Source organism: Humiphilus diazotrophicus (assembly GCF_059726315.1).
Window position 1 is genome coordinate 1,402,001 of the sequence record NZ_AP040870.1, and the last position, 24,990, is coordinate 1,426,990.

Annotated in this window: 15 protein-coding genes; 9 read left to right on the plus strand and 6 right to left on the minus strand. The window is 51.7% G+C overall.

Features of this window, described 5'->3' with window-relative positions; genetic code table 11:
- Positions 1 to 1,478: 1,478 nt before the first annotated feature.
- On the plus strand, positions 1,479 to 5,027 hold the full coding sequence (locus AC6I7T_RS07115; RefSeq protein ID WP_497792646.1) for a TonB-dependent receptor: 3,549 nt from the start codon (positions 1,479 to 1,481) through the stop codon (positions 5,025 to 5,027).
- A 294-nt stretch (positions 5,028 to 5,321) separates the two neighbouring features.
- On the opposite strand, the gene AC6I7T_RS07120 is transcribed toward AC6I7T_RS07115, so the two are convergent.
- Positions 5,322 to 6,254, minus strand: coding sequence for an N-acetylglucosamine kinase (locus AC6I7T_RS07120; RefSeq protein WP_497792647.1), 933 nt, complete (start codon positions 6,252 to 6,254; stop codon positions 5,322 to 5,324).
- 180 nt (positions 6,255 to 6,434) lie between these two features.
- Complete coding sequence (locus AC6I7T_RS07125; protein ID WP_497792648.1) at positions 6,435 to 7,571, minus strand: SIS domain-containing protein; 1,137 nt, start codon at positions 7,569 to 7,571, stop codon at positions 6,435 to 6,437.
- A 206-nt stretch (positions 7,572 to 7,777) separates the two neighbouring features.
- On the opposite strand from AC6I7T_RS07125, the gene AC6I7T_RS07130 reads away from it, so the two are divergent.
- The 4 genes from AC6I7T_RS07130 to AC6I7T_RS07145 all read left to right on the plus strand — a co-directional run bounded on the left by AC6I7T_RS07130 (position 7,778) and on the right by AC6I7T_RS07145 (position 14,604).
- Positions 7,778 to 8,563 (plus strand): DeoR/GlpR family DNA-binding transcription regulator, encoded by a 786-nt coding sequence (locus AC6I7T_RS07130; protein WP_497792649.1) that lies wholly within the window; start codon positions 7,778 to 7,780, stop codon positions 8,561 to 8,563.
- A gap of 156 nt (positions 8,564 to 8,719) precedes the next feature.
- Positions 8,720 to 11,425, plus strand: coding sequence for a glycoside hydrolase family 3 C-terminal domain-containing protein (locus AC6I7T_RS07135; RefSeq protein ID WP_497792650.1), 2,706 nt, complete (start codon positions 8,720 to 8,722; stop codon positions 11,423 to 11,425).
- A 49-nt stretch (positions 11,426 to 11,474) separates the two neighbouring features.
- A complete protein-coding gene (locus tag AC6I7T_RS07140) occupies positions 11,475 to 13,802 on the plus strand; it encodes a GH92 family glycosyl hydrolase (protein WP_497792651.1) in 2,328 nt (775 codons plus the stop codon).
- Positions 13,803 to 13,989: 187 nt separating this feature from the next.
- Positions 13,990 to 14,604 (plus strand): DUF1349 domain-containing protein, encoded by a 615-nt coding sequence (locus AC6I7T_RS07145; RefSeq protein WP_497792652.1) that lies wholly within the window; start codon positions 13,990 to 13,992, stop codon positions 14,602 to 14,604.
- Positions 14,605 to 14,759: 155 nt separating this feature from the next.
- Here the strand turns inward: AC6I7T_RS07145 and AC6I7T_RS07150 are convergent, their stop codons facing one another.
- Both AC6I7T_RS07150 and AC6I7T_RS07155 read right to left on the minus strand, forming a co-directional pair.
- Positions 14,760 to 16,193: a glycoside hydrolase family 125 protein gene (locus AC6I7T_RS07150; RefSeq protein WP_497792653.1), complete on the minus strand. Its 1,434-nt coding sequence runs from the start codon at positions 16,191 to 16,193 to the stop codon at positions 14,760 to 14,762.
- 108 nt (positions 16,194 to 16,301) lie between these two features.
- Positions 16,302 to 17,108 carry a hypothetical protein gene (locus AC6I7T_RS07155; protein WP_497792654.1) on the minus strand — a complete coding sequence of 269 codons (807 nt, stop codon included), beginning with the start codon at positions 17,106 to 17,108 and terminating at the stop codon, positions 16,302 to 16,304.
- Between the two features lie 125 nt (positions 17,109 to 17,233).
- Between AC6I7T_RS07155 and cyaY the strand changes: the two genes are divergently transcribed.
- The 4 genes from cyaY (at position 17,234) to AC6I7T_RS07175 (ending at position 22,578) form a co-directional block, all read left to right on the plus strand.
- On the plus strand, positions 17,234 to 17,641 hold the full coding sequence (gene cyaY, locus AC6I7T_RS07160) for an iron donor protein CyaY (RefSeq protein WP_497792655.1): 408 nt from the start codon (positions 17,234 to 17,236) through the stop codon (positions 17,639 to 17,641).
- A 63-nt stretch (positions 17,642 to 17,704) separates the two neighbouring features.
- Positions 17,705 to 20,179, plus strand: a complete 2,475-nt coding sequence (locus tag AC6I7T_RS07165; RefSeq protein ID WP_497792656.1) for a zinc-dependent metalloprotease — start codon at positions 17,705 to 17,707, stop codon at positions 20,177 to 20,179.
- Positions 20,180 to 20,302: 123 nt separating this feature from the next.
- Positions 20,303 to 21,367, plus strand: a complete 1,065-nt coding sequence (locus AC6I7T_RS07170; protein WP_497792657.1) for a LacI family DNA-binding transcriptional regulator — start codon at positions 20,303 to 20,305, stop codon at positions 21,365 to 21,367.
- Between the two features lie 569 nt (positions 21,368 to 21,936).
- A complete protein-coding gene (locus AC6I7T_RS07175) occupies positions 21,937 to 22,578 on the plus strand; it encodes an IS630 family transposase (RefSeq protein WP_497788089.1) in 642 nt (213 codons plus the stop codon).
- Between the two features lie 86 nt (positions 22,579 to 22,664).
- On the opposite strand, the gene AC6I7T_RS07180 is transcribed toward AC6I7T_RS07175, so the two are convergent.
- Both AC6I7T_RS07180 and AC6I7T_RS07185 read right to left on the minus strand, forming a co-directional pair.
- Complete coding sequence (locus AC6I7T_RS07180) at positions 22,665 to 23,960, minus strand: homoserine dehydrogenase (RefSeq protein WP_497792658.1); 1,296 nt, start codon at positions 23,958 to 23,960, stop codon at positions 22,665 to 22,667.
- Between the two features lie 225 nt (positions 23,961 to 24,185).
- On the minus strand, positions 24,186 to 24,935 hold the full coding sequence (locus AC6I7T_RS07185; RefSeq protein ID WP_497792659.1) for an SIR2 family NAD-dependent protein deacylase: 750 nt from the start codon (positions 24,933 to 24,935) through the stop codon (positions 24,186 to 24,188).
- Positions 24,936 to 24,990 lie beyond the last annotated feature (55 nt).

Below are 24,990 nucleotides of genomic sequence, written 5' to 3' on the forward strand. Positions count from 1 at the left end.
TCCCACATTTGAAAAAATTTTTATCCATCTGTCTGGATCAAAACTTGAGGGCACTTTTCTTCTGAAAATTGTATTTCCCAATAAATACAATTATGGATTCCAGTAGGAAATTATTGCGAAAAACGATTTACCTGACTGTGTTCCAGAAGAGTGGTCTTACCAGCGAGAGTAATTCAAGAGTGAAGTCCGAGAATCGGGCAGCTTGATTTCTAACGGAAACCGATTCTCGATCTGGAAGGAAGGGCAATAGCAATAATGATCGGATTGCAGCCAAACAATCACTCCAGTATGGGTTCACAGATCTTCTTTCTCCACCTCTCCCTGCCCCATGGAACCAGTACAAATCGGAGGAAGAGATCGAGACAGCCTGATTCCAAGAGCGCAGATGTTTCTCTATCCCGGCGCAAGGTGGTAGGACCAATTCAAATTTTGATATCGGTATCATGTACTTGAATCTCAGCTCAGGAAATTTTCACAATATGAACCATCCAAAATTGGATTTATGAGGAAAACCTGGCCTTCCTAAATGAGAGAAGTCGCGCTCGCTGGATTTTATTCTGAAGATGGTATCGAAATCATCAGACGACAAAATCAAGATAAGAGACTGCGATGAGTTTTCCATCATTGAAGGCGTTGATGCGCTAAAAAGATCGACACGAAATTCGACTTACACTCCAGGCAAAATCAAAGACGGGGAAATTGCTGCTCAGGTAAGACGTCCAATTCTCACCTTATTCACCAGATGGAGAGATCTCCAGAGATTTCACGAGGCAGTTGATATAACCGCTCTATAGCAGGTACACATCGATTGTTCACGAGGAACTGCCAATCCGGCTGACATAACGCAGCAGGAATACCGTCGTAACGATCTGAACCAGTGCCGACCGGTCAACCAACGCGGCCCAAAGGAATGAGGGTCAGATTTGTAACAGGTATTGCGTAATTAAGCTGACCCGGTAATGAAGGCCGATTCAGATGCCCAGAGAATTTTGGGGAGCATACACAAAACTTTGACCAGTCTGACCCACCGCCGGGCACAGTGCCGCATGTCTGGCGCTTCAGCAGCTTAGGTCTGCTTTGAGTCTGAATAGGTTATGACAATGCCCACTAGAGAAACAAGGTAAGTTACCTTCAGCAACGGATTAGGTTACCGAGAAAGCCTCTCGCGTAGGGATACGCTCCCAGACGGTGGACAGAGTGCAGCTTTTCTTTAACAGAATGATGCCAAAGCTTTTGCGCTTCGGCTTGCGCCTGAGCGAGAGGTACTCTACCGCTCTATAGCATCTTTTTTATAGCGTCTTCGGCCATTGCGCGCTATGATGTGGCGCAATCGTATTCCTCTGAGCTACATCCATGCGGTATCCCCGAGCTGTCCTCACCCTAGATGGCTCTTCGTATTCGATGTACTAACCACGTACCCGGGACTGTTTCGTTTTACCAGGCTTTACTTGGTTTACAAAATTTAGGAGGCGATCACAATGGCACAACCGATAAGGTTGATTCAGACCATCTTCATGGCGCTGCTGCTCTGTTGCAGCGCTATCTTAGAGGCTCAGACAATTACGGGCAATGTGAATGGAACCGTGACCGATCCATCGGGAGCTGTCGTTGCCAACGCAAATGTAGTGGCAACCAATGTCGATACAGGCATCACAACGTCGACTACAACCAATAGTGACGGCATCTACAATATCCGCTTTCTGCAGATTGGCAATTACAAAGTCATTGTCACGGCTCAGGGCTTCGCAAAGTCAACACTCGGGCCCTTCGTGCTTGAAACCGGCCAGAGCGCCAAGATTGATGTAAAGCTATTGGTGGGGACTGAGATAAATAACGTCGCTGTTAATTCTGAAGTTGCGCCTCTGATCAACAGTGAGAGCCCTACCTTGGCCACCACTCTCGACGCACGCGCAATTGATAACGCGCCACTGGTGGGACGTAACGTCATCGCTCTAACAATGTTTCTCCCCGGCGCCGTCAGCACTAATCCAAATGGTTTCGTGGGTAATGCCGCCGTTTCCGGACCACTCAGCACCAACTCCGGCCAGTCCGTCTCGGTCAACGGCAACCGTCAGCAAACGAACCAGTACCTGCTCGACGGTATGAATATGAATCAAACCCTCGACGACCAGGCCGGCTACAACCCCAGCGTTGATGCCATCGGGCAGATTCAGGTCATCTCTGCGAATGCTCCCGCGGAATATGGCAACGTCCTCGGCGGCGACATCCTTTATCAAACGAAGAGCGGCACCAACAACTGGCACGGAAGTGCGTACTATTACCTCACCAACTACAACCTCAACGCAAATACATGGGTCAACAAACATCGCCCTACCAACCCTACTGCGAAGAACTCGTTCACACGTAACATCTTTGGTGGTACCTTCGGTGGGCCAATCTTTCACGACAGATTGTTCTTTTTTGTCGACTATCAGGGTGGTCGTTTCCACCAAGCCGGCCCAGCTACAGCGTCCGTGCTAACGGCGAAGCAGCGTCAAGGAGACTTTTCAGAGCTACTTCAGCCGGGCATCATGTGCCTCAGCGCAGATACCACGGCCCAGTGCAATGGCAAGCTAATTCAACTCTACGACGCAACCTCGCCGGGTTATCCTGTCTATCCGAACAACAAGATCCCGATGGGGAATAGCCCTGCCGCGACCTATCTTCTGGCACATCCTGAAATTTATCCTTTACCCAATCAGGCTCCGCAAGCCGGTTCGCCTGCTTCGGCAAACTATCAGGGCAAACAAAATCTCCGTAATTATGGCGATCAGATGGATGCCAAGGTGGATTGGAAAGCTAGTGAAACCGACAGCCTTTCCGTTCGCTTCACTTATGGAGATTTTGGCCAGACCACAGTAAATCCTTTACCAACCAGTTTTGCCAGCGCACCTACTTATCCGGTACGAGGGGTTGCCATCAATGAGATCCACACCTTCAATGCCTCCATGGTGAACGAGTTTCGCGCCGGCTACACCCGTATCCAAAACAATGGAGCCGTCTTGTTGGATCCTACGGGCGTCTTCGGATTGAACGGCGACAAAATTCTTGGAATCGGAGCAAATAACCCTGTATCCCAAGCCTTTGCAGGATTCTCCGTTCTGGGGTTCGGCAACTCCAACAGCCCTCAGGGTTTCACTGCTTCAAACGGTACGGAGTACACCAACCTGGGCAACGCAAATCTCGGCACCAATTACACCGTCAACACCTTCCTTTATGGGGACAACTTCACCTGGCTCAAGAATCGCCACACTTTCAAATTCGGTGTCCAATTCCTGCGTCAGCAGCAAAACAACTTCTATCCCGGTAACGATGGTTCTCTTGGTGGCTTTTATTATCTTGGCGCGGGCACATCGAATGGTGCCATTACTACAGGTGGGCTCAGATCGAATGGATATACTGCTGCTGATTTCCTGTTGAACCGCGCAGGCTTTATCAGCAAAGGCGGTGTCGCTGGACCAGTAGGTATGCGCCAATGGCGCGATGCTTACTTTGTCCAGGACGACTGGAAGATTCTCCCAACTCTTACCCTCAATCTCGGCGTTCGATATGAGTATGATCAACCGATCTATGAGGTCAATCATAAGATGTCAACGATTGATCCTAATAATCCTTCAGTCATCCTGACCGATGGCTCCGCCCAGGCGAAGGCCGCCGGTTACGGCCGCGGACTCGTCGATCCCTATTACGCCAGCATCATGCCCCGTATTGGCTTCGCGCTATCTCTATCTCCAAAGTATGTTCTGCGCGGAGGGTATGGTCTGCAAAGCTTCATGGAAGGAACTGGTGCGAACCTGCGTATGACCACCAACCTGCCCTTCCAGACCACCTACCAAGCTACTGCAATCCAGCCAGTACCCGCATCCTCCACGGTGGGCAGCTTTTTCGATGTCAGGAACGGATTCGGCACAGGCGCGGCATCGTCCAACGTCTACAACGTGTGGAATAAGAAGCTGAAGCCAGAAGTCATCGGCATGTACAGCTTGACGTTGGAATATCAACTCAACAATACAGCCTCCGTCCAGGTTGGATACGTCGGCGAATCAGGACAACATCTGGTTACAGCAAATCAACGGAACCAGCTCCACAATCCCTGCATCATCGGGGGTGCTGTGCAAAAGGTTGCAACACCAACCCCAGATCCAGCATGTCTCACCCTTGCCCCGGCGCCGTTTTACACGACTCCGGGTGTGGGATACAACGGGGTTGTCCGCTACACGGACTCCAACGCCATGATGAACTACAACGCCATGCAGGCCAGCTTCCGACAGCGCACATGGCATGGTCTTCAATACACCGCAAATTACACTTGGAGCCATGCTATGACCAATAGTGTGGGATTTTACGGCGTACCCAGCGTCACGGTAAGCAGCGCCTATGCCGAGAATGTCTATAACATGCACGCGGAGTATGGTGCCACGGGCCAGGACGTACGTCACGGACTCAACTTCAATTTAGTCTATGATCTTCCCTTTGGTCGTGGTCGTATGCTCGGCGCCAACATGCCTCGTGTCTTCGATGAGATCTTCGGGGGATGGAACATAGGCATGACCGGTGTCGCTTACACTGGCTTTCCGGTCAACATCAACACCTCAAACAACAACTCTTTCACAAACGGCAATTCGCAGCGCGCCAATCACTATCGGAAGCTAAGAATTGTGAACCGCTCCAGTAGCCATTGGTTTGGAACCGATCCCTCGGCTACTCCCTGCACGACACCAGGTGTCGATAACGGTGTCTGTGCCTATGGTCAACCGGCGAATGGAACCTTTGGCACCGCCCGCCCCACGTCGGAACGGGCGCCGAGCTTCCAGAGTTATGGAGCTTCCGTTACGAAGGACTTCACCATCTGGCATGAGCATCAGATTAACTTCCGTGCCGACGCCGATAATGTCTTCAACAGTGCTTATCTAGGCAATCCCGTTGGTAATATCGCCTCTTCCAGCTTCGGCGATATTCAGGGTCAGACAACACCGGTTCGCTCTGGTCCACGCCAGATACAGCTTTCGGCCAAATACCACTTCTAGTAACTGAATTTCCAGCAACTAACGAAAAGGCCCGTCTCGCAAGAGCGGGCCTTCTCTTCTGACATGCCGTTCATAAATGGCAACACCGGGGATGAGCAAAAACCGAATAGGTAACAAAAGAAGTTCTTTTCGCAGGAGACAGATAAGAAGAGAGGAACAAAGATCTCTTTTCCTCGCTGGAGCCTTTGAAAAGAATCCTGCCTGAAAGAAAACAGTCTCTTTCGTTATGGTTTGCTTTATTTCAAGATAGAATCCTGTCCTACCCTGAAAATCCCCTCTGGTGAGAGGTAAACATTAGACTTGGTGCACATGGACGTATTGGCGCGCACGCCAGAGAGCTCCCAGAGCCGCATCTACTGCTTCCGGAAAAACATGAACGTCTGGATATCGCTCAGCTATAGCCGTAACCATGGCTGTGCGCACACGAGGAACGTTTTGTAAGACACTTCCGATAAAGGCGACAGCTGGAACAGTTTTACTGGTTGGACCATCTATCTCACGCAAGTGGTCGATCACCAACAGAACAAGCCGAGCCAGCTCCACGCCACCACATTGTAAGACGTCCCGTGCCACCAGATCGCCCCTCTCGGCTGCTGCCACAACCAGAGGAGTCAAGGTCGAGAAGTCCGGAGCTACAGCTGCGTTCGCTTTCCCGATCAGATCTTCGATACTGTCCAGCTTCCAAAACTTGAGAACGTCGTCGATCAGGCAGCAAGGCCGACGCTCATCCCGGGCACGGAAGGCCTGACGCAGAGATTGATGTCCGATCCAGAGCCCCGATCCTTCATCGGCGAGTGCAGGTCCGGTTCCACCCGCCCCGGTCAGCTTGCCGCAATAAGAGCGGCCAACAACATTGGAGCCTGTGCCAGCGATAACAAGGACGCCAGGACCACCGTGGAAAGCGGCATCCAGAGCAATGACTTCGTCACCGCATATTTCAATCTCGCCACCGACACGGGATCCGAGGTTGTCCCGCAGCCACTGGACTACATAAGGAACCGACGCTCCAGAGGTACCGATACAGGTGCGAGTAACTGACTTGAGGTCTATGCCCGATTCTTGAGAAATCTTGCCGAGGAGGGACTCCAGATTGCGGCGAGCCAATTCAGAATTAGCACGCAATGTCTTGATCGTACCGTCCTGAACCCTTGCTAACTCACGTTCTTCGTCAGCGAGGATACATGTAGTTTTAGTACCACCCGCATCGAGCGCCAGAAAATATCGCATATTACTTTCCTAAAGAATCTTGATCCGAGCATTCTGGGCTCGGCATTCCGCTCTACCGGAACGCCTTGATAAGCCCTTCATCTCAACGGAGTGTGTGCAGCGTGATCATTCTTGGCAGAATAATCACGCGCAACTTTAATTCTTTCCTCTCCGTTTGGAGTGAAGTGCTCCGGCACAAAGCTACTCTGTTACAACTGCCTTCACTAGATTACGAGGATGGTCGACATCGACGCCATTCTTGGTTGCGATGAAGTATGCCAGCAGTTGTAGCGGCACTACCTCGCAAATTGGCAGCAGATGCTCCTCAGTCGGAGTCACGAATAGAGTGTGCGTAGCCAACTTCGGAATCACGGAATCGCCGGTATTGGCAATAGCAAGCACCTTGGCTCCTTGCACCTTCAGATCTTCCAGGAGCTGAACCGTCTTCTGATAGCGGATGACGGAATCGGGATCTGACTGATCTACCGTGGCCAACATAATTAAAGGAACACTCGGGCTGACCAATGCATTCGGACCATGCTTCAACTCGCCCGAAGGATAGCCCTCAGCATGCATATAGGAGGATTCCTTCAGCTTGAGTGCTCCTTCACGAGCGACAGCATAGTGAATGCCTCGGCCCAGATATAAGAAGGTCGCAGCCGTACGATACTGGTCGGCAATGGCTTCAACCTCTTTCTCCCAGGTCTCCAACTGAGAAGCCAAAAGCTCCGGTAGCTGGTTGGCTTTCTCAATCTTGAAACGAATGCTTTCAGGAGAAAGAACACCCCGCTCTTGAGCGGCCAAAAGAGAAAGCAGATAAACAACCAATAACTGAGTGGTAAAACTCTTGGTCGCGGGAACGGCCTTCTCCTCGCCTGCTGCGGTTGGCAAAGAGGTGCCTGCCTCGCGAGCCATGCTGGAGTGATGATGGTTGGTAATCGAAATCGTCGGATGCTTACGCTGCTGCGCAGTGCGAAGAGCGGAAAGAGTATCGGCTGTTTCTCCCGACTGCGAGATAACGATAACGGCCGGGTGACGAAGTGTATGAGTCGAACGATAAGTATATTCGCTGGCATATTCAACATCGACTGCGATGCCGCTCATATCTTCAATCATGATTTCGCCCGCCAAACCAGCGTGTCGGCTGGATCCACTCGCGGTAATGAGAATCTCGTCGTGATTCCTCAGAATCTCGCGAGCAGTGGCAAATACTTCTTTATCGAGTGCGCCGTCTCTTATATAACGCGAGAGGGTGTCCGCAATAGCTTGAGGCTGTTCATAGATCTCCCTAAGCATTGCGTGAGGAAAATTCCGGACTTGCTCTTTCGAATTGCTCATGATCCTTTGGATCCTAATCAGGAGTTGTTCGTTTATTTTAAAGCGTACCGCCCCGATTTTGATCATATTTTTTGAAAAAGATCAAAAGCTTGTTCATTTTCATGTAAAATCGCGAATTATCAGTTGCTAGGCGACATGGCTTGTTCGATGGTGCTGCATTGAAGTCCGTGGCCATTTAACATTTGTATTCAACAGATATTTAAGACATGTCCACCAAAACGGCAGATCGCGCAGAAAAGATAATGAAGGTGCTACTTCGTAACGGGAGTGCCTCCGTCGAAGAGCTCATTGCAGCAGTCGGCAGCTCGGCCCCAAGTATTCGCCGGGATCTCACCGGACTCGAACGTCGTGGCTTGGTCAAACGCACCCATGGCGGCGCCATGTTGGTCGAGCCTCTCCTTTACGAGCCATTTCGTTACGACAGCTCCTTCCAGGCCAGGGAACAACGGTACGCACCGGAAAAGCGCAGAATCGGCTTGGCTGCTGCTGAACTAATTAAGGAAAACGAGACGATTGGGTTGACGGCCGGAACTACGACTACCCAGGTCGGCCGCAGCATTCGGCATCGTAGCAATTTAAAGATCATCACAAACGCCATCAATATAGGGATGGAGCTGTGCAATCAGCCAGGAATCAAAACCTATCTGACAGGTGGCGTGGTTCCCTGGGCCTGGTCCTTCTCCCTTTCGGGACAAGCTGCCATTAACTTTCTGAATGATGTCTATCTGGACAAGGTCTTTCTCGGCGTGGTCGGCGTCGATGTGGAACGTGGAGCGACAACACTCGAATCAGATGAAGCTCTCACCTTCCGGGCCATGCTGCGCCAGGCGAAGCAAGTTATTGTCGTAGCAGACTCAAGCAAGGTGGGCCATGTTAGCGCATCGCTTATTTGTCCAATCAGTGACGTCGATATTCTGGTCACCGACACAGGCGCTACGGACCGAACAATCAAAGAATTTAAGGACCGTGGCATTCAGGTCATCCGAGTTTAGACCTTCTATGCCTTGTGCCATTCCGCAATTCTCGTTTTCATGTCATCTTGCTGCCGGAGCTGTCAATGCAACAGCACTCCGACAGCGGAGACCAGTAGTGCTGTATCTTCCCCGCCCTGTTTTTAATTTTTACAGATCGCCCCAAGAAAGCATGTCATGATCCGAGTTCTCCGTATTTCGAATCGTTCTTCCAAATCCCGCCTGCGATTTCTGGCTGGATTGCTTCTTTTGAGCACCTGCTCCTACATGGGATACGCGCAAAGCGAAAAGCCTGCCTATCTGGACAACCATCTCCGCATAGAAAAAAGGGTGGATGACCTCGTCTCTCGAATGACATTAGAAGAGAAGATCTCCCAGATGCAGAACGGCGCCGTAGCCATCCCGAGGTTAGGAGTCCCTGCTTATAACTGGTGGAACGAAGGGTTACATGGAGTAGCTCGCGCAGGATATGCAACGGTTTTCCCGCAAGCCATCGGATTGGCTGCCACTTGGGATACAGATCTGATCCACAGGGTCGGAACAGCAATCTCGACTGAGGGCCGCGCGAAATATAACGAAGCGCTTCGGCATGACAATCACAACATCTACTTCGGCCTCACCTTCTGGTCGCCAAATATCAATATCTTCCGTGATCCGCGTTGGGGACGTGGCCAGGAGACCTACGGAGAAGATCCCTTCCTTACCGGAAAGACCGCCGTAGCCTTTGTTACCGGCATGCAGGGCGCTGATCCGCAGCATCCTCGCGTAATTGCCACGCCTAAACATCTCGCTGTTCACAGTGGTCCGGAATCCTCGCGCCACCACTTTAATGTGAACCCCTCGGCTTACGATCTGGAAGACACCTATCTCCCTGCCTTCCGCACTGCAATTGTCGACGGACATGCAGACTCGATCATGTGTGCCTATAACGCTATTGACGGAGTTCCGGCCTGCGCCAATCACAAGTTCCTGCAGGACACTCTGCGGCGCGACTGGAAGTTTACCGGCTTTGTCACCTCCGATTGTGGCGCTGTAGACGATATGGATAGCGAAATCGGTCATCACTACGCCCCCGATAACGCACACGCTTCGGCACTTGCAGTTAAGGCCGGTACGGATACCACCTGCGGCACGGAATATAAGAGGCTCAACCAGGCAGTAAAAGATGGACTCATTACGGAAGCGGAGATCAATACGGCGGTAAGACGTCTGTTTACGGCACGCTTCCAACTCGGAATGTTCGATCCTCCGTCGGAAGTCGCTTATAACCAAATTCCCTTTTCAGAAAACGATTCCGCAGAGCATCGGAAGCTGGCCCTCGAAACAGCGCGTAAATCAATCGTGCTGCTGGAAAACGCGAAAGGCTTTCTCCCTCTAGACAAGAAGATTCGAACAGTTGCCGTAATAGGCCCCAACGCGGCGGCTCTGGCATCGCTCGAAGGCAACTACAACGGAGCGCCCTCCAATCCCTCTTTCCCTCTCGACGCATTGGAGACGAAACTAAAAGGACGCGCTTCTGTCAGCTACGCACAGGGATCGCCTTATGTTGCAGGACTTCAGCTGCCGGCACCGCACAGTCTCTTTCATCCAGCGGTCAATGCCACAGAAAATGGCCTCACAGCTGAGTACTTCAATGGACTGGATTTCAGTGGAACTCCTGTAGCCAAGCGCATCGACCGCCGAATCGACTTCAATTGGAGTGCTGCCGCCCCGGTTCCGGGCATTGACCCAACCCGATTCTCGGTTCGCTGGACCGGGACTATTACCGTGCCTGCTCCTGGCGACTATTCCTTCGTGGTAAGTTATGGTCACTGTGACGACTGCTATGATCTCGGCAGCTTTAAGGTCCTGGTCGATGGCAAAGAGGTATCCAGCGGAGCCCTGACCGAGACAAAGCCATGGCGTGCCTCAGATAGTACGCCCTTTCAAATTCACTTTGCGGACACCAAGCCACATCAATTCCAGCTTCAGTACAGCCATCAGGCACCACTCTTCGGAGCCGGTATCACATTCAACTGGCAGCCGCCCACTGACATATTGAAGAACGAAGCCATTGCCGCTGCACGTAAAGCCGATGCGGTTATCGCTGTTGTCGGTCTTTCACGCGATCTGGAGGGCGAGGAACTGAAGATCAAGGCAGAAGGGTTCAGCGGGGGAGACAGAACCAGCCTGAATCTTCCTGCGGTTCAGGAACAATTGCTCGATGCTGTCGGCGCAACCGGCAAGCCAATCGTACTGGTCCTGATGAATGGCAGCTCCATAGTATCTCCCTGGATGAAGAAGGCCGCCGCTGTCCTGGAAGCCTGGTACCCCGGAGAAGAAGGCGGAGAAGCAATTGCTGAAACCGTCCTCGGTGAGAACAATCCTGCCGGGCGCCTTCCGGTTACCTTCTATCAGTCGGTAGATCAACTGCCGCCTTTCGATAATTATTCGATGCAGGGCCGCACCTACCGCTATTTTCGCGGGGAACCGCTCTACGGCTTTGGATATGGACTAAGCTATACCAAATTCCGCTATAGCAACTTCAAACTCTCTTCTGAACAGCTTCAGGCAGGAGAATCATTGACGGTTGAGGCCGATATCGAGAACACTGGAGAGAGGGCAGGCGAAGAAGTTGCAGAACTCTATCTAATTCCGCCACATTCGGAATCCTCGCCCAATGCAGTGCTTGCGGGATTTGAACGCATTTCGCTCAATCCCAAGCAGAAGGGACATGTGCAAATTACCCTTTCACCTCGACAGTTGAGTTCCGTCGCTGCCGATGGAAGCCGGAGCGTACAGCCCGGTACATATGAGATTTTTCTCGGAGGCGGCCAACCGAAGCGCGCAGACGGAGAACGTGCAACTCTGCGTATTATCGGAACAACGCCACTCCCACGATAAGCTTGTTGGTTCGATTGATCTAATCTTTTTTTGCGAGTAACGGAGTTTTATGATCACGAGACGAAGTTTTTTGACAACGCTGTCAGCCCTTTCGGCCGCAGGGATACTCCCCTTCTCGAACAAGAGGGCTTGGGCTGCCATTAGCGGTAAATCTGCCTCTTCCTCAGAAGACCTTACGAAGTATGTAAAGCTCGCCATCGGAACCGGTGGACATGGACACACTTATCCTGGAGCTACGGTGCCCTTCGGCATGGTGCAACTCAGCCCGGATACTTTCAACGACGATTGGGATTGGTGTTCGGGTTATCACTACTCCGACACCTCGATCATGGGCTTCAGCCATACGCACCTGAGCGGAACAGGCTGCGGAGATCTGCTCGACTTCCTTCTGATGCCGGGAACAGGTCAGGTCAAGCTCAACCCTGGAACCAGGGAGCATCCCGAAGAAGGCTACCGGTCCCGCTTCTCTCATAACGACGAGATCTCCGAGCCAGGTTATTACTCCGTTGTCCTCAGCGACTACAATGTCCGCGCCGAACTCGGAGCAACGGAAAGAGCGGGATTTCACCGCTACACCTTCCCGCAAAGTGATTCAGGACACTTTATCCTCGATCTTGCCCATGCCTACGGGAAATCGCCTGACTCGATTATCTGGTCTGAAGTAGAAGTAGTTGGCAAAGATACTCTGGTCGGTGGACACAGCACAGCCGCCTGGGCTAATGGACGCCAAGTTTTCTTCACGATGAAGTTCTCGCGCCCATTTGACTCCGTAGAGATTTACTCCGAAGGTCAGAAGGTTGAAAATCCTTCCGGACCTGTGAAGGGGAAACAGATCAAGTGTGTCATCCACTACAAGACCAAGGCTAATGAAAAAATCCAGGTAAAGACCGGTATCTCAGGTGTCAGCAAAGAGGGATCGGGCAAAAATCTTGCAGCCGAAATTCCCGGATGGGACTTCGAAAAGGTTCGGAAAGATGCTCGTAGTGCCTGGCAGAAAGAGCTTTCCAAGATCCACATCGAAACAACGAATACCAAGCACAAAGAGATCTTCTACACCGCGCTCTACCACGTCATGGCTGCGCCCACACTTTTTGACGATATAGATGGCAAATACCAGGGAATGGACGGCCAAGTCCACACCCTCGAAAGTGGCGCCCATAACTACACCGCATTCTCTTTGTGGGATACTTATCGCGCAGCACATCCCCTCTATACCTTGTTCCAACCAGAACGTGTGCCGGATCTGGTCAACTGTCTGATCCGCATGGCGGCAGAAAGCCCGAAGGGAATGCCGGTATGGCCACTCTACGCCAAGGAAACCGGTACGATGACCGGATACCACTCTGCATCGGTAATTGCTGAAGCTTGCGTAAAGGGCTTCAAAGGCATCGATTTCGCGAAGGCCTATCCGCTGATGCGCAAGAGAGCTATGGACGACAATTATCGCGGACTGGGATACTACCGCAAATTAGGCTTTATCCCTTGCGATAAAGAAGAAGAGTCTGTCAGCAAGACTCTCGAATATGTCTATAACGACTGGGCAGTAGCACATGTTGCTCGTACTGTCGGACAGACTGAGGATGCAGAACTGCTCCTAAAGCGCTCCAAGAATTACGCCAACGTCTTCGATCAAAAGCTTGCTTTCATGCGGCCGAAATTCGAGTCGGGAGAGTGGGCCGATCCATTCGATCCCCTGGCAATGGGACACTCCAAAAAGTGGCGCGACTTTACAGAGTCCAACTCCTGGCAGACCACTTTCGGAATTCAGCATGATCCGAAGGGTTACATGGCCTTGTTTGGTAGCAAAGAAGCCTTTGTTGAGAAGCTGGATCAGCTCTTCAACCAAAGCTCGCAACTACCTTCCGATGCCCCACCGGATATTGACGGCCTGGTTGGACAATATGCCCACGGCAACGAGCCGAGCCACCATATCGCATATCTCTATGCTTACGCCGGAGTCCACCACAAGACACAGGCAAGAGTACGGAGTCTGCTGGAGACAATGTATCGCAATCAGCCGGACGGAATGGCCGGGAATGAAGACTGCGGGCAGATGTCGGCCTGGTACATTATCAGCGCACTTGGCTTCTACTCTGTCGATCCTGTCAGCGGCAACTATGTCTTTGGCTCACCACTCTTTGACAGTGCAACCGTCCGTTTAGGTGGAAATAAAGAACTGGTTCTGGAAGCGAAACGTAACTCTCCCGAGGACAAGTACATCCAATCCGTCACCTTCAACGGCAAGGAATACAAGAAGTCCTGGTTCAGTCATGCTGATATCCGCGATGGAGGCAAGTTTGTCTTCACCATGGGAAGCCAGCCAAACCCGGCCTTTGGTGCCGATGAAAGTGCCATGCCACCGTCTCTTACGGTGTAACACACCAGGGGCAGTTCATTGGTACATGAACTGCCCCCAACTCCTTCCCCTATATCGCAGTTTAGCCATGCTCCCCATAGAACATTTCAACGTACCCCTCGAGACTTTTCATACTTACAGGATGTATCGTGGTATCGACTTATCTTTTAGCTTAAAAGCAAACGTTTGTCTTAGGAAGGAATAACAAATGTTCAAGCAAGCCCTGTTAGCGTTATCTATGTTATGGTTGTCATCTGCTGCTTTCGCGCAGTCGACAGGAACAATGCATTGGTATAACGAGCCGAAACAATGGTCGGCTAAGGATGGAGTCATTAACGCCACCATCGACCCGGGGACGGATTATTGGCGAGTCACGCATTACGGATTTATCCGGGATAACGGGCCGTTCTACTACCAGGAGCAAGAGGGAGACTTTGAAGCCCAGGTGCATGTCACCGGACATTACCGGGAATTATTCCATCAAGCAGGCCTGATGGTTCGTATCGACGAAAAGAACTGGATCAAGACAGGGATTGAATATGTCGATGGCGTCCAGAACGTGAGTGCCGTGGTCACTCGCGAGGTATCGGATTGGTCGGTTGTTCCAAGAACCGATAGTCCCGAATCTGTTTGGCTCAAGCTAAAGCGTAAAGGCGATTTTGTTCAGATCGAGTACTCCTTTGACGGGAAAGATTATCACATGCTGCGTCTGGCCTATTTCCCTCCTAAGGTAAAGGCACAAATAGGAGTTGTGGCAGCAGCACCTGGGAAACAGAGTTTTCCTGTAACCTTCGATCACTTCTCTGTGCAGCCAATAAAGTAGCGAGTACTGACGAAGAGATACGGGCTTTCTAGAAGAAGCAACCCCGCAGCGGTTTGGAGCATTTCTCACAACATCAATGAGAGAAATGCTCCAAACCGCAATTTTTTTGTCACACGATTATCAGGTCGTTATCCTTTCCAGCTCTCTCAATTCCCTCACCGCAGTTGAAGAAGCTGAGGACGTTTCTTCGAAATATCCAGAATCAGTTCTCCAAAGAGAGTGTTAGCCCAAGCAAACCAGGAACGTGTAAATTTCTTCGGATCGTCTTTATTGAAGCTTTCATGCATAAATCCGGTTCCTGCATGAATTTTCTTGAGCATAGCCAGACAAGATGCGGTCTCTACATCCGAGGTACTGGTCAAAGCGCGCATGATGATAGCCATCGGCCAGATCAGATTCTCTCCCGTATGCGGACTCCCTATGCCTTCGGCAGCATTTCCCTGAAAGAAATATGGATTATTCCTACTTAGGGTAAAAGCACGTGTACGCTGATACACCGGATCGGTAACAGAGACGCTGCCTAGATATGGCAGCCCAAGAAGTCCTGGGAGATTGGCGTCATCCATGCAGTAAGTATTGCCGAAACCATCTACCTCATACGCCCAGATCTCTCCGCATTGAGGATGAGATGTCTTGCCGTATTGCTTCAACGCAGCTTCGACCTCGGAAGCCAAAGAACCAGCCGCACGACTCAGTTCAGAATCTTTCAGGATCTGATCTGCCATTTCAACTAGCTGCCGCAAGGCAACAACAGCAAACAGATTCGAGGGAATCAGAAAAGGCAGAGTGCAAGCATCGTCCGACGGACGAAAGCCAGAGAAGATCAATCCGACGGGCTTTATCGGCTGCCCATAACCGTCCTCCGCCAACGTTTCGGTGGGAATATCAGCGGCACGCTGAAAACGATAGAGACCTTTGCCATTCTTCCGTTGCTGCACCCGAAACACTTCTACGACAGAGTGCATAGCCTGCCTCCAGGAATCATCGAAAGGAGAGGTATCCCCTGTTTCCTTCCAATATCCCCAGGCAAGGCGAATCGGATAGCAGAGCGAATCTATCTCCCACTTGCGCTCGGCAACGCCTGGGCGCATCTCCGTCTCATCGTGTATTGCCCAGCCAAGAGGTTTGCTATTGGGCGTCTGTAAGAAAGCGTTAGCGTAGGGATCGAGCAGGATACAGCGGGTTTGCCTCCGGATTACTCCTTCAAGAAGGTTACGAAGACCGGCATCCTCCTTCGCTAAGGAAAGATACGGCCAAACTTGCGCTGAGCTATCGCGTAGCCACATGGCATGAATGTCGCCGGTCAGAACGAAGGTATCCGGCTTCCCATCCATGGAATCAACGAAGACCGTTGTATCTAATGTGTTCGGGAAGCAGTTACCAAACAACCAGGCTAATTCGGGATCGGAGATTTTTGCGGTTACCGAAGCTATCGTCTTCTCAACAGCCTTACTGGTGAATTTGCGCTGTGCGAGTGAAGGACGACGAGAATCGAAGGCCCCGGTTTGAGCCAGCATTTCTTGCAGAAAAGAAGTAGGAGCAGCCAGAGTCAGTAATCCAAGTTTGAGGCAACCACGGCGGGTGAGCATTCTATAGGGCTCCAAAGTCGACAGAAATAAAATGGGGGCATATCCAGATTAAACCTTCTGTCGAATTGGAGCGAAACTGTCGAAAGAATTAGTCGGAAGTAAGACAAATTACGGAGTTACACGATCTAGAAGAACCTTGGCTTCTTGCAACGTGATGCTCTGGGCTACGGGTTGAAAATTCGTTCTCAGCTCGTGATGTTCGCGACTAATGGATTTAAAGAAAATGACCTTTCCCGTGAGATGCACTTCAACCAGGCAGGTCTTCCAGTGCGTACCATTTACAGGCTGCCGTCTCAATTCTAGCGTCCCACCCTGATCCAGATGACCAAGCAGGCCATAACCGAAATCGACACGGTTCGTGATCACCCCAACGAAGTGGGAAAGGCGCTTTTGCTGAGCATTAATCCAGACGGTTCCAACCAATGCGTGAAAAATGCGGCTTTCCGTTGTCGGTGTGTTGTATTGGGGATTGGGGCGAAACTTAAGGCGTATTAAATCCCCTTCCCTGCCGTCATATTCATAAAGAAATGCTTCGGGCATTAAGCCAAGCAGCCGGCCAATCCGCTTCTCGTCTTCCTCATGCTGCTGCCGTACACGGGATTGCTTCCAGGGACTATGAAGGAAATCGGTCAAACGCTCATCTTCCTGGCGCCGCTGTTCTGCATTCAGCGGCATTTTGCCGAGAGCGAGCACTTTATAAATCGGCCCGTCTTTCGTCTCCACCTGCTGAGAGATTGTCTCCGGGCCCTGCGCCATATGCTTCTCGACCCGATACTGCCAATAACTCTCGTGAATGCGGTCCTGCTGTTCGTTATAAATAACGTCTTTCACCAGGTCTTTTGGAGACTGCATTTGAGCAATGCCCGTTAAAGGCAAAAGGAGAGGCGCGAGCAAAAACAAGCGAATCAAATTCATAACAGGGCAAGATCTCTTTTACTAGAATCTCATGTCCGACAAGAAAATCGAGAGGCGGACCGCTGCGACAGTTGCAAATGGCGAAAAACCGGGGTATCAGCCCCGAACGACATCTGCAGAGACAAATGAGACGAGGACAGCAGACATTCCTCCTTCATGACAATTCGTCCATCATGGGCCCTTGTTACACTGGCATCATGATGGATGAACTGGAATTCCGACGTCGTGCAGACAACGCCATTGAAGACCTGAAACGCAGTCTCTTTGCTGCCGAGGAGCAAGGCGACTTCGAAGTCGAAGAACAAGCAGGCGTTCTGAACATCCTTTTTGAGGAACCAGCAGGCAAATTCGTCATCACCCCGAATGCTCCGGTCAGGCAAATCTGGATTTCGGCGCTTTCCACCAGTTTCAAGCTGGATTGGAACGAGTCCCAGGGCTTCTTTGTCCTGACAAAGAGTAACGAAGAGTTGAAACCCCTGGTTGCACGACTGATCAACGAGCATCTGGGCATTACCTCAACCCATCTGGATTAATCGGTCTTTGACAATCAAAGAATCAGATTCCATTCACTGCTCCTACTAAGGCGGACACTAGAGATGCTCCAGAGAGTCGCTGTCCTTGTTGCGTTTTGCTTTTCTGCCACTTTCGCACAACCTGCCTCTGCCACTACGGAGAAACCGCTCCCTGAGACGGTCTCCCAGAAGACTGCGGGAATGCACCATTGGGATGGCCTCTTTCCCATGGACTGGGATGCGAAGAACGGACGGCTATATCTGGAGATCGGGGCTCTGGAAAAGGACTTCCTGCTGCTGGACCAACTGCCCTACGGGCTGGGATCGAATGATGTAGGACTGGACCGTGGCCAACTCGGTGAAGGGCGCATCGTGCACTTTTGGCGTAGCGGACCAAAGGTGCTGCTGATTGAGCCAAACCTGCAGTACCGCGCCATTACTTCAAACCAAGACGAAAAGCTGGCTGTAAAGCAATCCTTTGCCGAATCCGTCTTGTGGGGCTTCAAAGTGGAGGCCGAAGAGAATGGCACCGTACTCGTCGATGCCACGGATTTCTTCCTTAGAGATGCTCATGGTGCGGCCGAACAGCTCCAGCACACACACCAGGGCAACTACAAGCTGGATCCCAGTCGCAGTGCAATCACACTAGAAAGCACAAAAGACTTCCCGCTAAATACGGAAGTCGAAGCCCTTCTGACCTTCGTAAATGAGAGTCCAAGCCGTGAAAGCTTTGTTGCCTCCGTCACACCGGACGCTCACGCCGTTACCCTTCACGAACACACATCCCTGATCGCTCTTCCTGAACCAGGGTATAAGCCACGGGTCTTTGATCCGAGAGCAGGTTTTTTTCCGGTTAGCTATCGGGATTATTCCGTACCGTTAGAGGAATCGCTTGATCGTCATCTGATTGCCCGCCATCGTTTGGAAAAGAAAGATCCCAAAGCCGCAATCAGCGAGCCGGTAAAGCCAATCGTCTACTACGTAGACCGTGGGGCGCCCGAACCTATTCGTTCGGCCCTCGTCGAGGGAGCCAGATGGTGGAATCAGGCCTTTGAGGCGGCAGGATACAAGAATGCCTTCCGCGTCGAGGTTTTGCCCGAGGGGGCGGACCCTATGGACATCCGCTACAACATGATCCAGTGGGTTCATCGTGCAACCAGAGGCTGGAGCTATGGAGAAGCCGTCATAGATCCGCGCACGGGAGAGATCATCAAAGGGCAGGTCACACTCGGTTCGCTGCGATCCCGCCAGGATTACCTGATCGCAGAAGCTTTGCTGGCCCCCTACGAAGCAGGCAAGCCGATCCCAGCCGATATGCGCGAAATGGTGCTGGCTCGTACCCGGCAATTGGCCGCTCATGAGGTGGGGCATACACTCGGGCTACAACACAACTTTGCAGCCAGCAGCCTTGGCCAAAGCATCTCGGTAATGGACTACCCCCACCCTTGGATCGCCCTGGATGCCAAAGGCAAGCCAGATCTAGGTCATGCCTATGCAGCCGGTATCGGCACCTGGGACAAAGCAGCCATTGCCTATGGCTATTCGGATTTCCCGCCGGGAACCGACGAACAGGCCAGTCTCCAAGCCATGCTGAAGAAAGCCGAGAAGGATGGGTTGAGGTTCATCACGGACCAGGATTCACGTCCTTTGGGGAGCGCTCATCCTTACGCACATCTCTGGGATAACGGTCCTGACGCCGCCGACGAGCTAGAGCGAATTTTGAAGATCCGGGAGGCGGCGCTGAAGCGTTTCGGAGAAAATGCCATTCAACCCGGCCAGCCCATGGCCCAGTTGGAGGATACTCTTGTTCCGCTCTATTTGCTGCACAGGTATCAGACCGAAGCTACCGCCAAAATCCTGGGTGGGGAGAACTATCGATATGCCATTCGCGGAGACAATGGACTAGTCACTGAGCCTGTACCAGCAGCCGAACAACGCAAAGCCCTGGCAGCCCTGCTAAAAACATTTGATCCTGAAATGCTGACTCTGCCGGAGGGACTCTTGCACGTCTTCCCTCCACGCCCTCCAGCCTATCCCCGGACTCGCGAGTCCTTTGCCACACATACGGGGTTGACCTTCGATCCGATGGGAGCGGTCGAGGCTTCGGCAGCGTTAACGGCAAGCTTGCTCTTTGAACCCAATCGGGCCTCGCGGCTGGTGGAATATCACGCGAGAGATAGCGCTCTCCCCAGCCTTGAAGAAGTTCTGCAGCAAGCTCTTGCTGCCACCTGGTATGCCCCCCGAAGCAGAGGACTGGCGACTGAAACCCAGTTCACAGTGGAGTCGATTGTTCTGGATCATCTATTGGGTCTTGCAGCCTCCGGTCAGGCATCGCGCCAAGCCAGGGCGGTTGCCCTCCTGGAGGCAAATCGACTTCGGCAGCACCTGGAATCCCAAGTAAAGGCTCCCGATGCGCCCTCTGAGCAACTGGCTCACTGGACCGCATCCCTGGAAGAAATCGAGAGATTCAAGAAGAATCCTGACAGTTTTCAGATTCCGCCTGCTCTAGAAACGCCTCCTGGGCAGCCTATCGGGGATGCGGAGGAAATCAGTTGGTAATAGCTTTTTGGCACTACAAACCATCCGCAACCCCGTGTTTTTGAACAGGATCAGTGGATGGTTTGGTAACTCTACTGAAGAAAATCGTGTTACCTCACATTCAAACGTGCTAAAACATCGCGTATGGCGAAAAGTAAGGTTTCTGCAACTAAACCTGGCGAACATGTGAATCTTCGTAGCCTGGCGTCCTATCTTGGACTGTCCCAAACTACCATTTCACTAGTACTCAACAATTCTCCAGCGGGGAAATCGATTCCCAAAGAAACTCGCCAGCGCGTCCTGGACGCGGCCAAGAAGTTCCACTATCGTCCTAATTATTTTGCGCGTTCCCTGCGTAAAAGCAAGAGCATGTCGGTTGGCGTTCTGGCTCCTGACCTGAGTGAAGGCTATTTCACCCTGGTCATGAACGGCGTTGAACAGAAGCTCCTGAAGGACCATTATTTCTACTTCACCGCCAATCATTACTGGCGCACAGAGTTGCTGGAAGAATATCCGCGATTGATGATGGAGCGGGCCGTAGATGGATTCCTGCTGCTGAATACGCCGGCGGATTTCACCGTTCCAGTTCCAGTAGTAGCAATCTCAGCACATCGAAAGGTTGAGGGCGTAACCAATATCGTCCTGGATCACTATCAGGCAGCACATCTGGCGTTGAAACATCTCTATGATCTCGGCCACAGGGAAATTGCCTTCATGCATGGGCCAGAGTTCATCGTGGACTCGGAATTCCGCTGGCAAGGGATACAGCAGGTAACAGCGGAACTCGGACTGGAGATGAAGCCGGAATTATGTCTGTTTCTCAACGAGAACATCTGGTCGCCGGAATTCGGATACAAGGCACTGAAGGATCTTCTGGCAAAGACAAAGGATTTCACCGCACTCGTCTGCTTTAACGACATTACCGCAATCGGCGCGATCCGAGCGATCCAGGATGCCGGACTCAGAATCCCAGAGGACATCTCTGTCATCGGCTTCGATGACATTATCAGTGCAGGATATTACAAGCCCAGCTTGACCACCGTACGGCAGCCGCTCCTGGAAATGGGGAAACAAGGCGCAGAAATTTTGCTTGATCGTATCGCTCATCCTACGAAGGTCTATCCGGAGGAGATTGTGATGCAGCCGGAATTAGTAGTCCGCGAATCCTCCGGCCCGGTCAGTAACCAGCCAGCAAAGGCAAAAAAGTAACCAGCAAACAGTCGTTGCAACTTTTGCTCTATACATTTATCAAGATTGATACTTCATCAGATACGTTTGCAGAAGTATTTGCCCTCGGAAGGCACACTCTCTACCTATAGTTTTGCGAGGCCATCTATAGGATATCCCGAGGATGGAAGAAAGCTGCGTACACCTCTGCCACCTGGCTACATTTTGAGGGAAATGCTTTAGAGCATTTTTCGAATTAGTGTAGACTGAGCATGGCGAAACTCAGCGACAAGCAAAGCAATGGCGAAAGCCTACGAAGATGATCTGCGACGTAAGTTCCTAGCAGCCTATGATGATGGGAATGGGACGCTGGAGGAATTGGCAGAGCTATTTGGAGTAAGTGTAGGTTGGGCGAAGAAGGTTTCCAGCCAGCGGAAGCATAGTGGTCAAGCCGAGCGAGTTGTTCATCGTCCCGGGAGAAAACCACACGTCGGAGCCAGAGAGCAAAAGCAGGTAATAGCGTGGGTGGAAGCGGAGCCGGATTTAACGTTGGCTGAAGTGCAAGCAAAGTTGCACAATGAAGCAAGCGTGGAACTGAGCTTGGGGCGGATTTGGTTTCTACTTCGGAAACTGGGTTTACGGCTGAAAAAAAGTCGCTCTATGCCAGTGAACGCGATACCGAAGCGAACCGCCAGCGACGCCAAGAATTTGTCGCCAAGATCCAGGCGACAAGTCTGGAACGGCTGATCTTCCTTGACGAGAGTGGTGTGACAACTTCGATGACGAGGCGTTATGCCCGTTGCCTCGGAGGCACTCGTATACACGAATCTACTCCTGGAGGACAATGGAAAATCATGACCATCCTGGGAGCAATGAGTTTTCGTGGCATGGTAGCAACGATGACCATCGAAGCCGCTACCGATGCGGAGATATTCCTAGCCTATGTCGAACACATACTCTGTCCGGCACTGACAGCTGGCGATGTGGTGGTAATGGACAACTTGAGTTCCCATAAGGTCAACGGCGTACGGAGGCTGATCGAGGCCGCTGGAGCAGAATTGCTATACCTGCCGCCTTACTCGCCCGATCTGAATCCGATCGAAAAGGCTTGGGCTAAGCTCAAACAACTGCTTCGGGCTGCCAAAGCTAGAACCAGAGAATCCCTTGAGCAAGCTATAGCCGACGCTCTCAAGCTTATTTCCCCTGATAATGCTCAGGCTTGGTTCCGTCTCTGTATAAATGGTCTACACTAATTCGAAAAATGCTCTAGGAACTGGCGTTGCTCAAAAGCTATAAAGACCGGCAGGAACACTGTTCTGCTTCCTGCCGGTCAATTTCTTTATGCTTCCTGAAGAATCTGCATATCCAAGGGTGGCTCAATCAGGAAATCCAGTTTAGAGATCTTGGATAAGGCTCTTTTGAGTGCAGAAGCCTTACAGGGCTCCACCGTCACAACAAACGGCAGTTGCTGCTGGGGATATCCCGGACGCTGCAAAATAGCATTAATGTTGATCCCGTGCTCGGCAAGAGCACCTGCAATCTGAGAGACGATTCCGGGTCGATCCTTTACAACAAAACGAATGTAGTGCGGAACTGGAGGCTCGCCGCTAGCATCGATTTTGCGGCAGGGCAGCTTGACCGGATGCGAATTATGCAGCACGGCAAGCAGGTCACTCACTACAGCCACAGCTGTAGGATGCCCCCCGGCGCCATGTCCGGAGAAAACTACATTTCCGCCATAGCGTCCTGTTGAAACCACCATGTTCTCCGTACCCCGCGACCAAGCGAGAGGAGAATTCTTAGGGACCAGCATAGGACCAACAACTGCCGCAAGAGCTCCATTCTCAAACTGCGCGCGCGAAATCTGGCGAATCGTGCAATTCAAGTCCTTCGCATAGGAGAAATCAATAGCGGCAATCTTGCGGATGGAACGGCAGCTCAAATCATCGGGAGCCACATCGAAGCCAAGAGCCAGACGCATCAGGATTACGAGCTTTGCTCGGGCATCGAAGCCATCGACATCTTCTGTGGGAATTGCCTCGGCATAGCCCAGAGACTGAGCTTCCGCAAGAACAGCGTCGTACTCCTCGCCATTCTCCATCTTGCTCAGCATGAAATTGCAAGTACCGTTGAGAATGCCTTCCAGGCGTTCCATCTTGTCCCCAGCAAGACCTTGCTGAATTGCGGGGATGACAGGAATCCCTCCAGCCACAGCGGCGCCATAGAGTAGATGCACTCCGCGCCTCCGGGCAAGCTTTTCCAGTGCGATGCCCTCATAGGCAATCAGCTTCTTATTAGCGGTGACGACGGATTTTCCTGCCAGCAGCGCCTTCCGAACCCACTGCCCGGCAGGATCCAAACCTCCGGCCAGTTCCAGAACAACATCTACGTCTGAAGAGAGAACCTCTTTAATGTCCTCAGTCCATTGCACAGTTTTCGGAACCCAGGAGACACGTTTCCGCTCTACTCCACGATTGAAGATATAGGCCAACTCCAAGCCCTTAAACTTCCTATCGCACAAGATGCGAGCTACGGAACTACCTACGGTTCCAAAGCCAAGAATGGCTACTTTCAGATTTGAGGAGTTGATGGAGACTTTAGCTTTTTTAGCAGACTGCTTCAAACGCGTATTCATCGGAACCTTGGCTTTCCCTCAATGCTTTCCTGCTTTCTACCTCAAGGAGAATTCTCCCGAAGAGCACAAACCTGTACCTGCATTCTTGTTTAGGTGTGCATTCGCAGAAATCGTATAGTCATGATCATACCGAACCAGGCCCCAAAGCACTCCAAAAATGACGATGCGTATCACTCATCAGTATCAATTTCAGAAGAATTCCTGAATCGGCTCAAAAACAGTGGCTTATGCATTCACGACAAACAGCCCGGGAAGCATCTCTCCGGCCTTGCCCAAAGCAAGATCCGTAAAGGCAGCAGCATTCATTGGACGTTCGGGTCCAACATAGATCTTCCGGACACCGTTCTGCCCTGTGTGTGCTCCCCGGCCCGCCCATTGAACAAAGTTAGCTGCGGGATACACCGCACCAGAGGTTCCAACCACAATAATGGTTGTGCAACGATCCAGTTCATAACTGATGTGATCCATTTCCAAAGGAATTTCGCCAAAGAAGACGATGTGAGGACGTAATCTGGCGCCACAGCCGCACCGTCCTACCTCATCGAAGGACTTGTAAATCCGGCGATCGTTCACAGGTGGAGCACCACAGTCGTCCTCACAACGAGCCTTGGCTAGCTCTCCATGCATATGTACCAGGCGCTTCGAACCGGCACGTTCGTGAAGATCATCCACATTCTGGGTGCAGAGAAAGAAACGGTCTCCCATTTCTTCTTCCAGTTTGGCAAGTGCAACGTGGGCTGGATTCGGCTTTGCCTCGAAGGCAGCTTTCCTGCGAGCAGCATAAAAGTCCCACACTCCAGCAGGATTGCGCTCCCAGGCCTCAGGAGTACACACATCCTCCACACGGTAGCCCTCCCACAAGCCATCGCTGGCTCGAAAGGTGGGAATTCCACTCTCAGCGCTGACACCTGCTCCTGTTAGAACAAAGACGCGTTCCTCGGGGCCAATTTGAAGCTTTTCTCTTGCAGTACTCATTCGTCCAGGACCTACCTTTTAAGTAATGGTAGACCCTCGCGAGAAGCATTCAAAG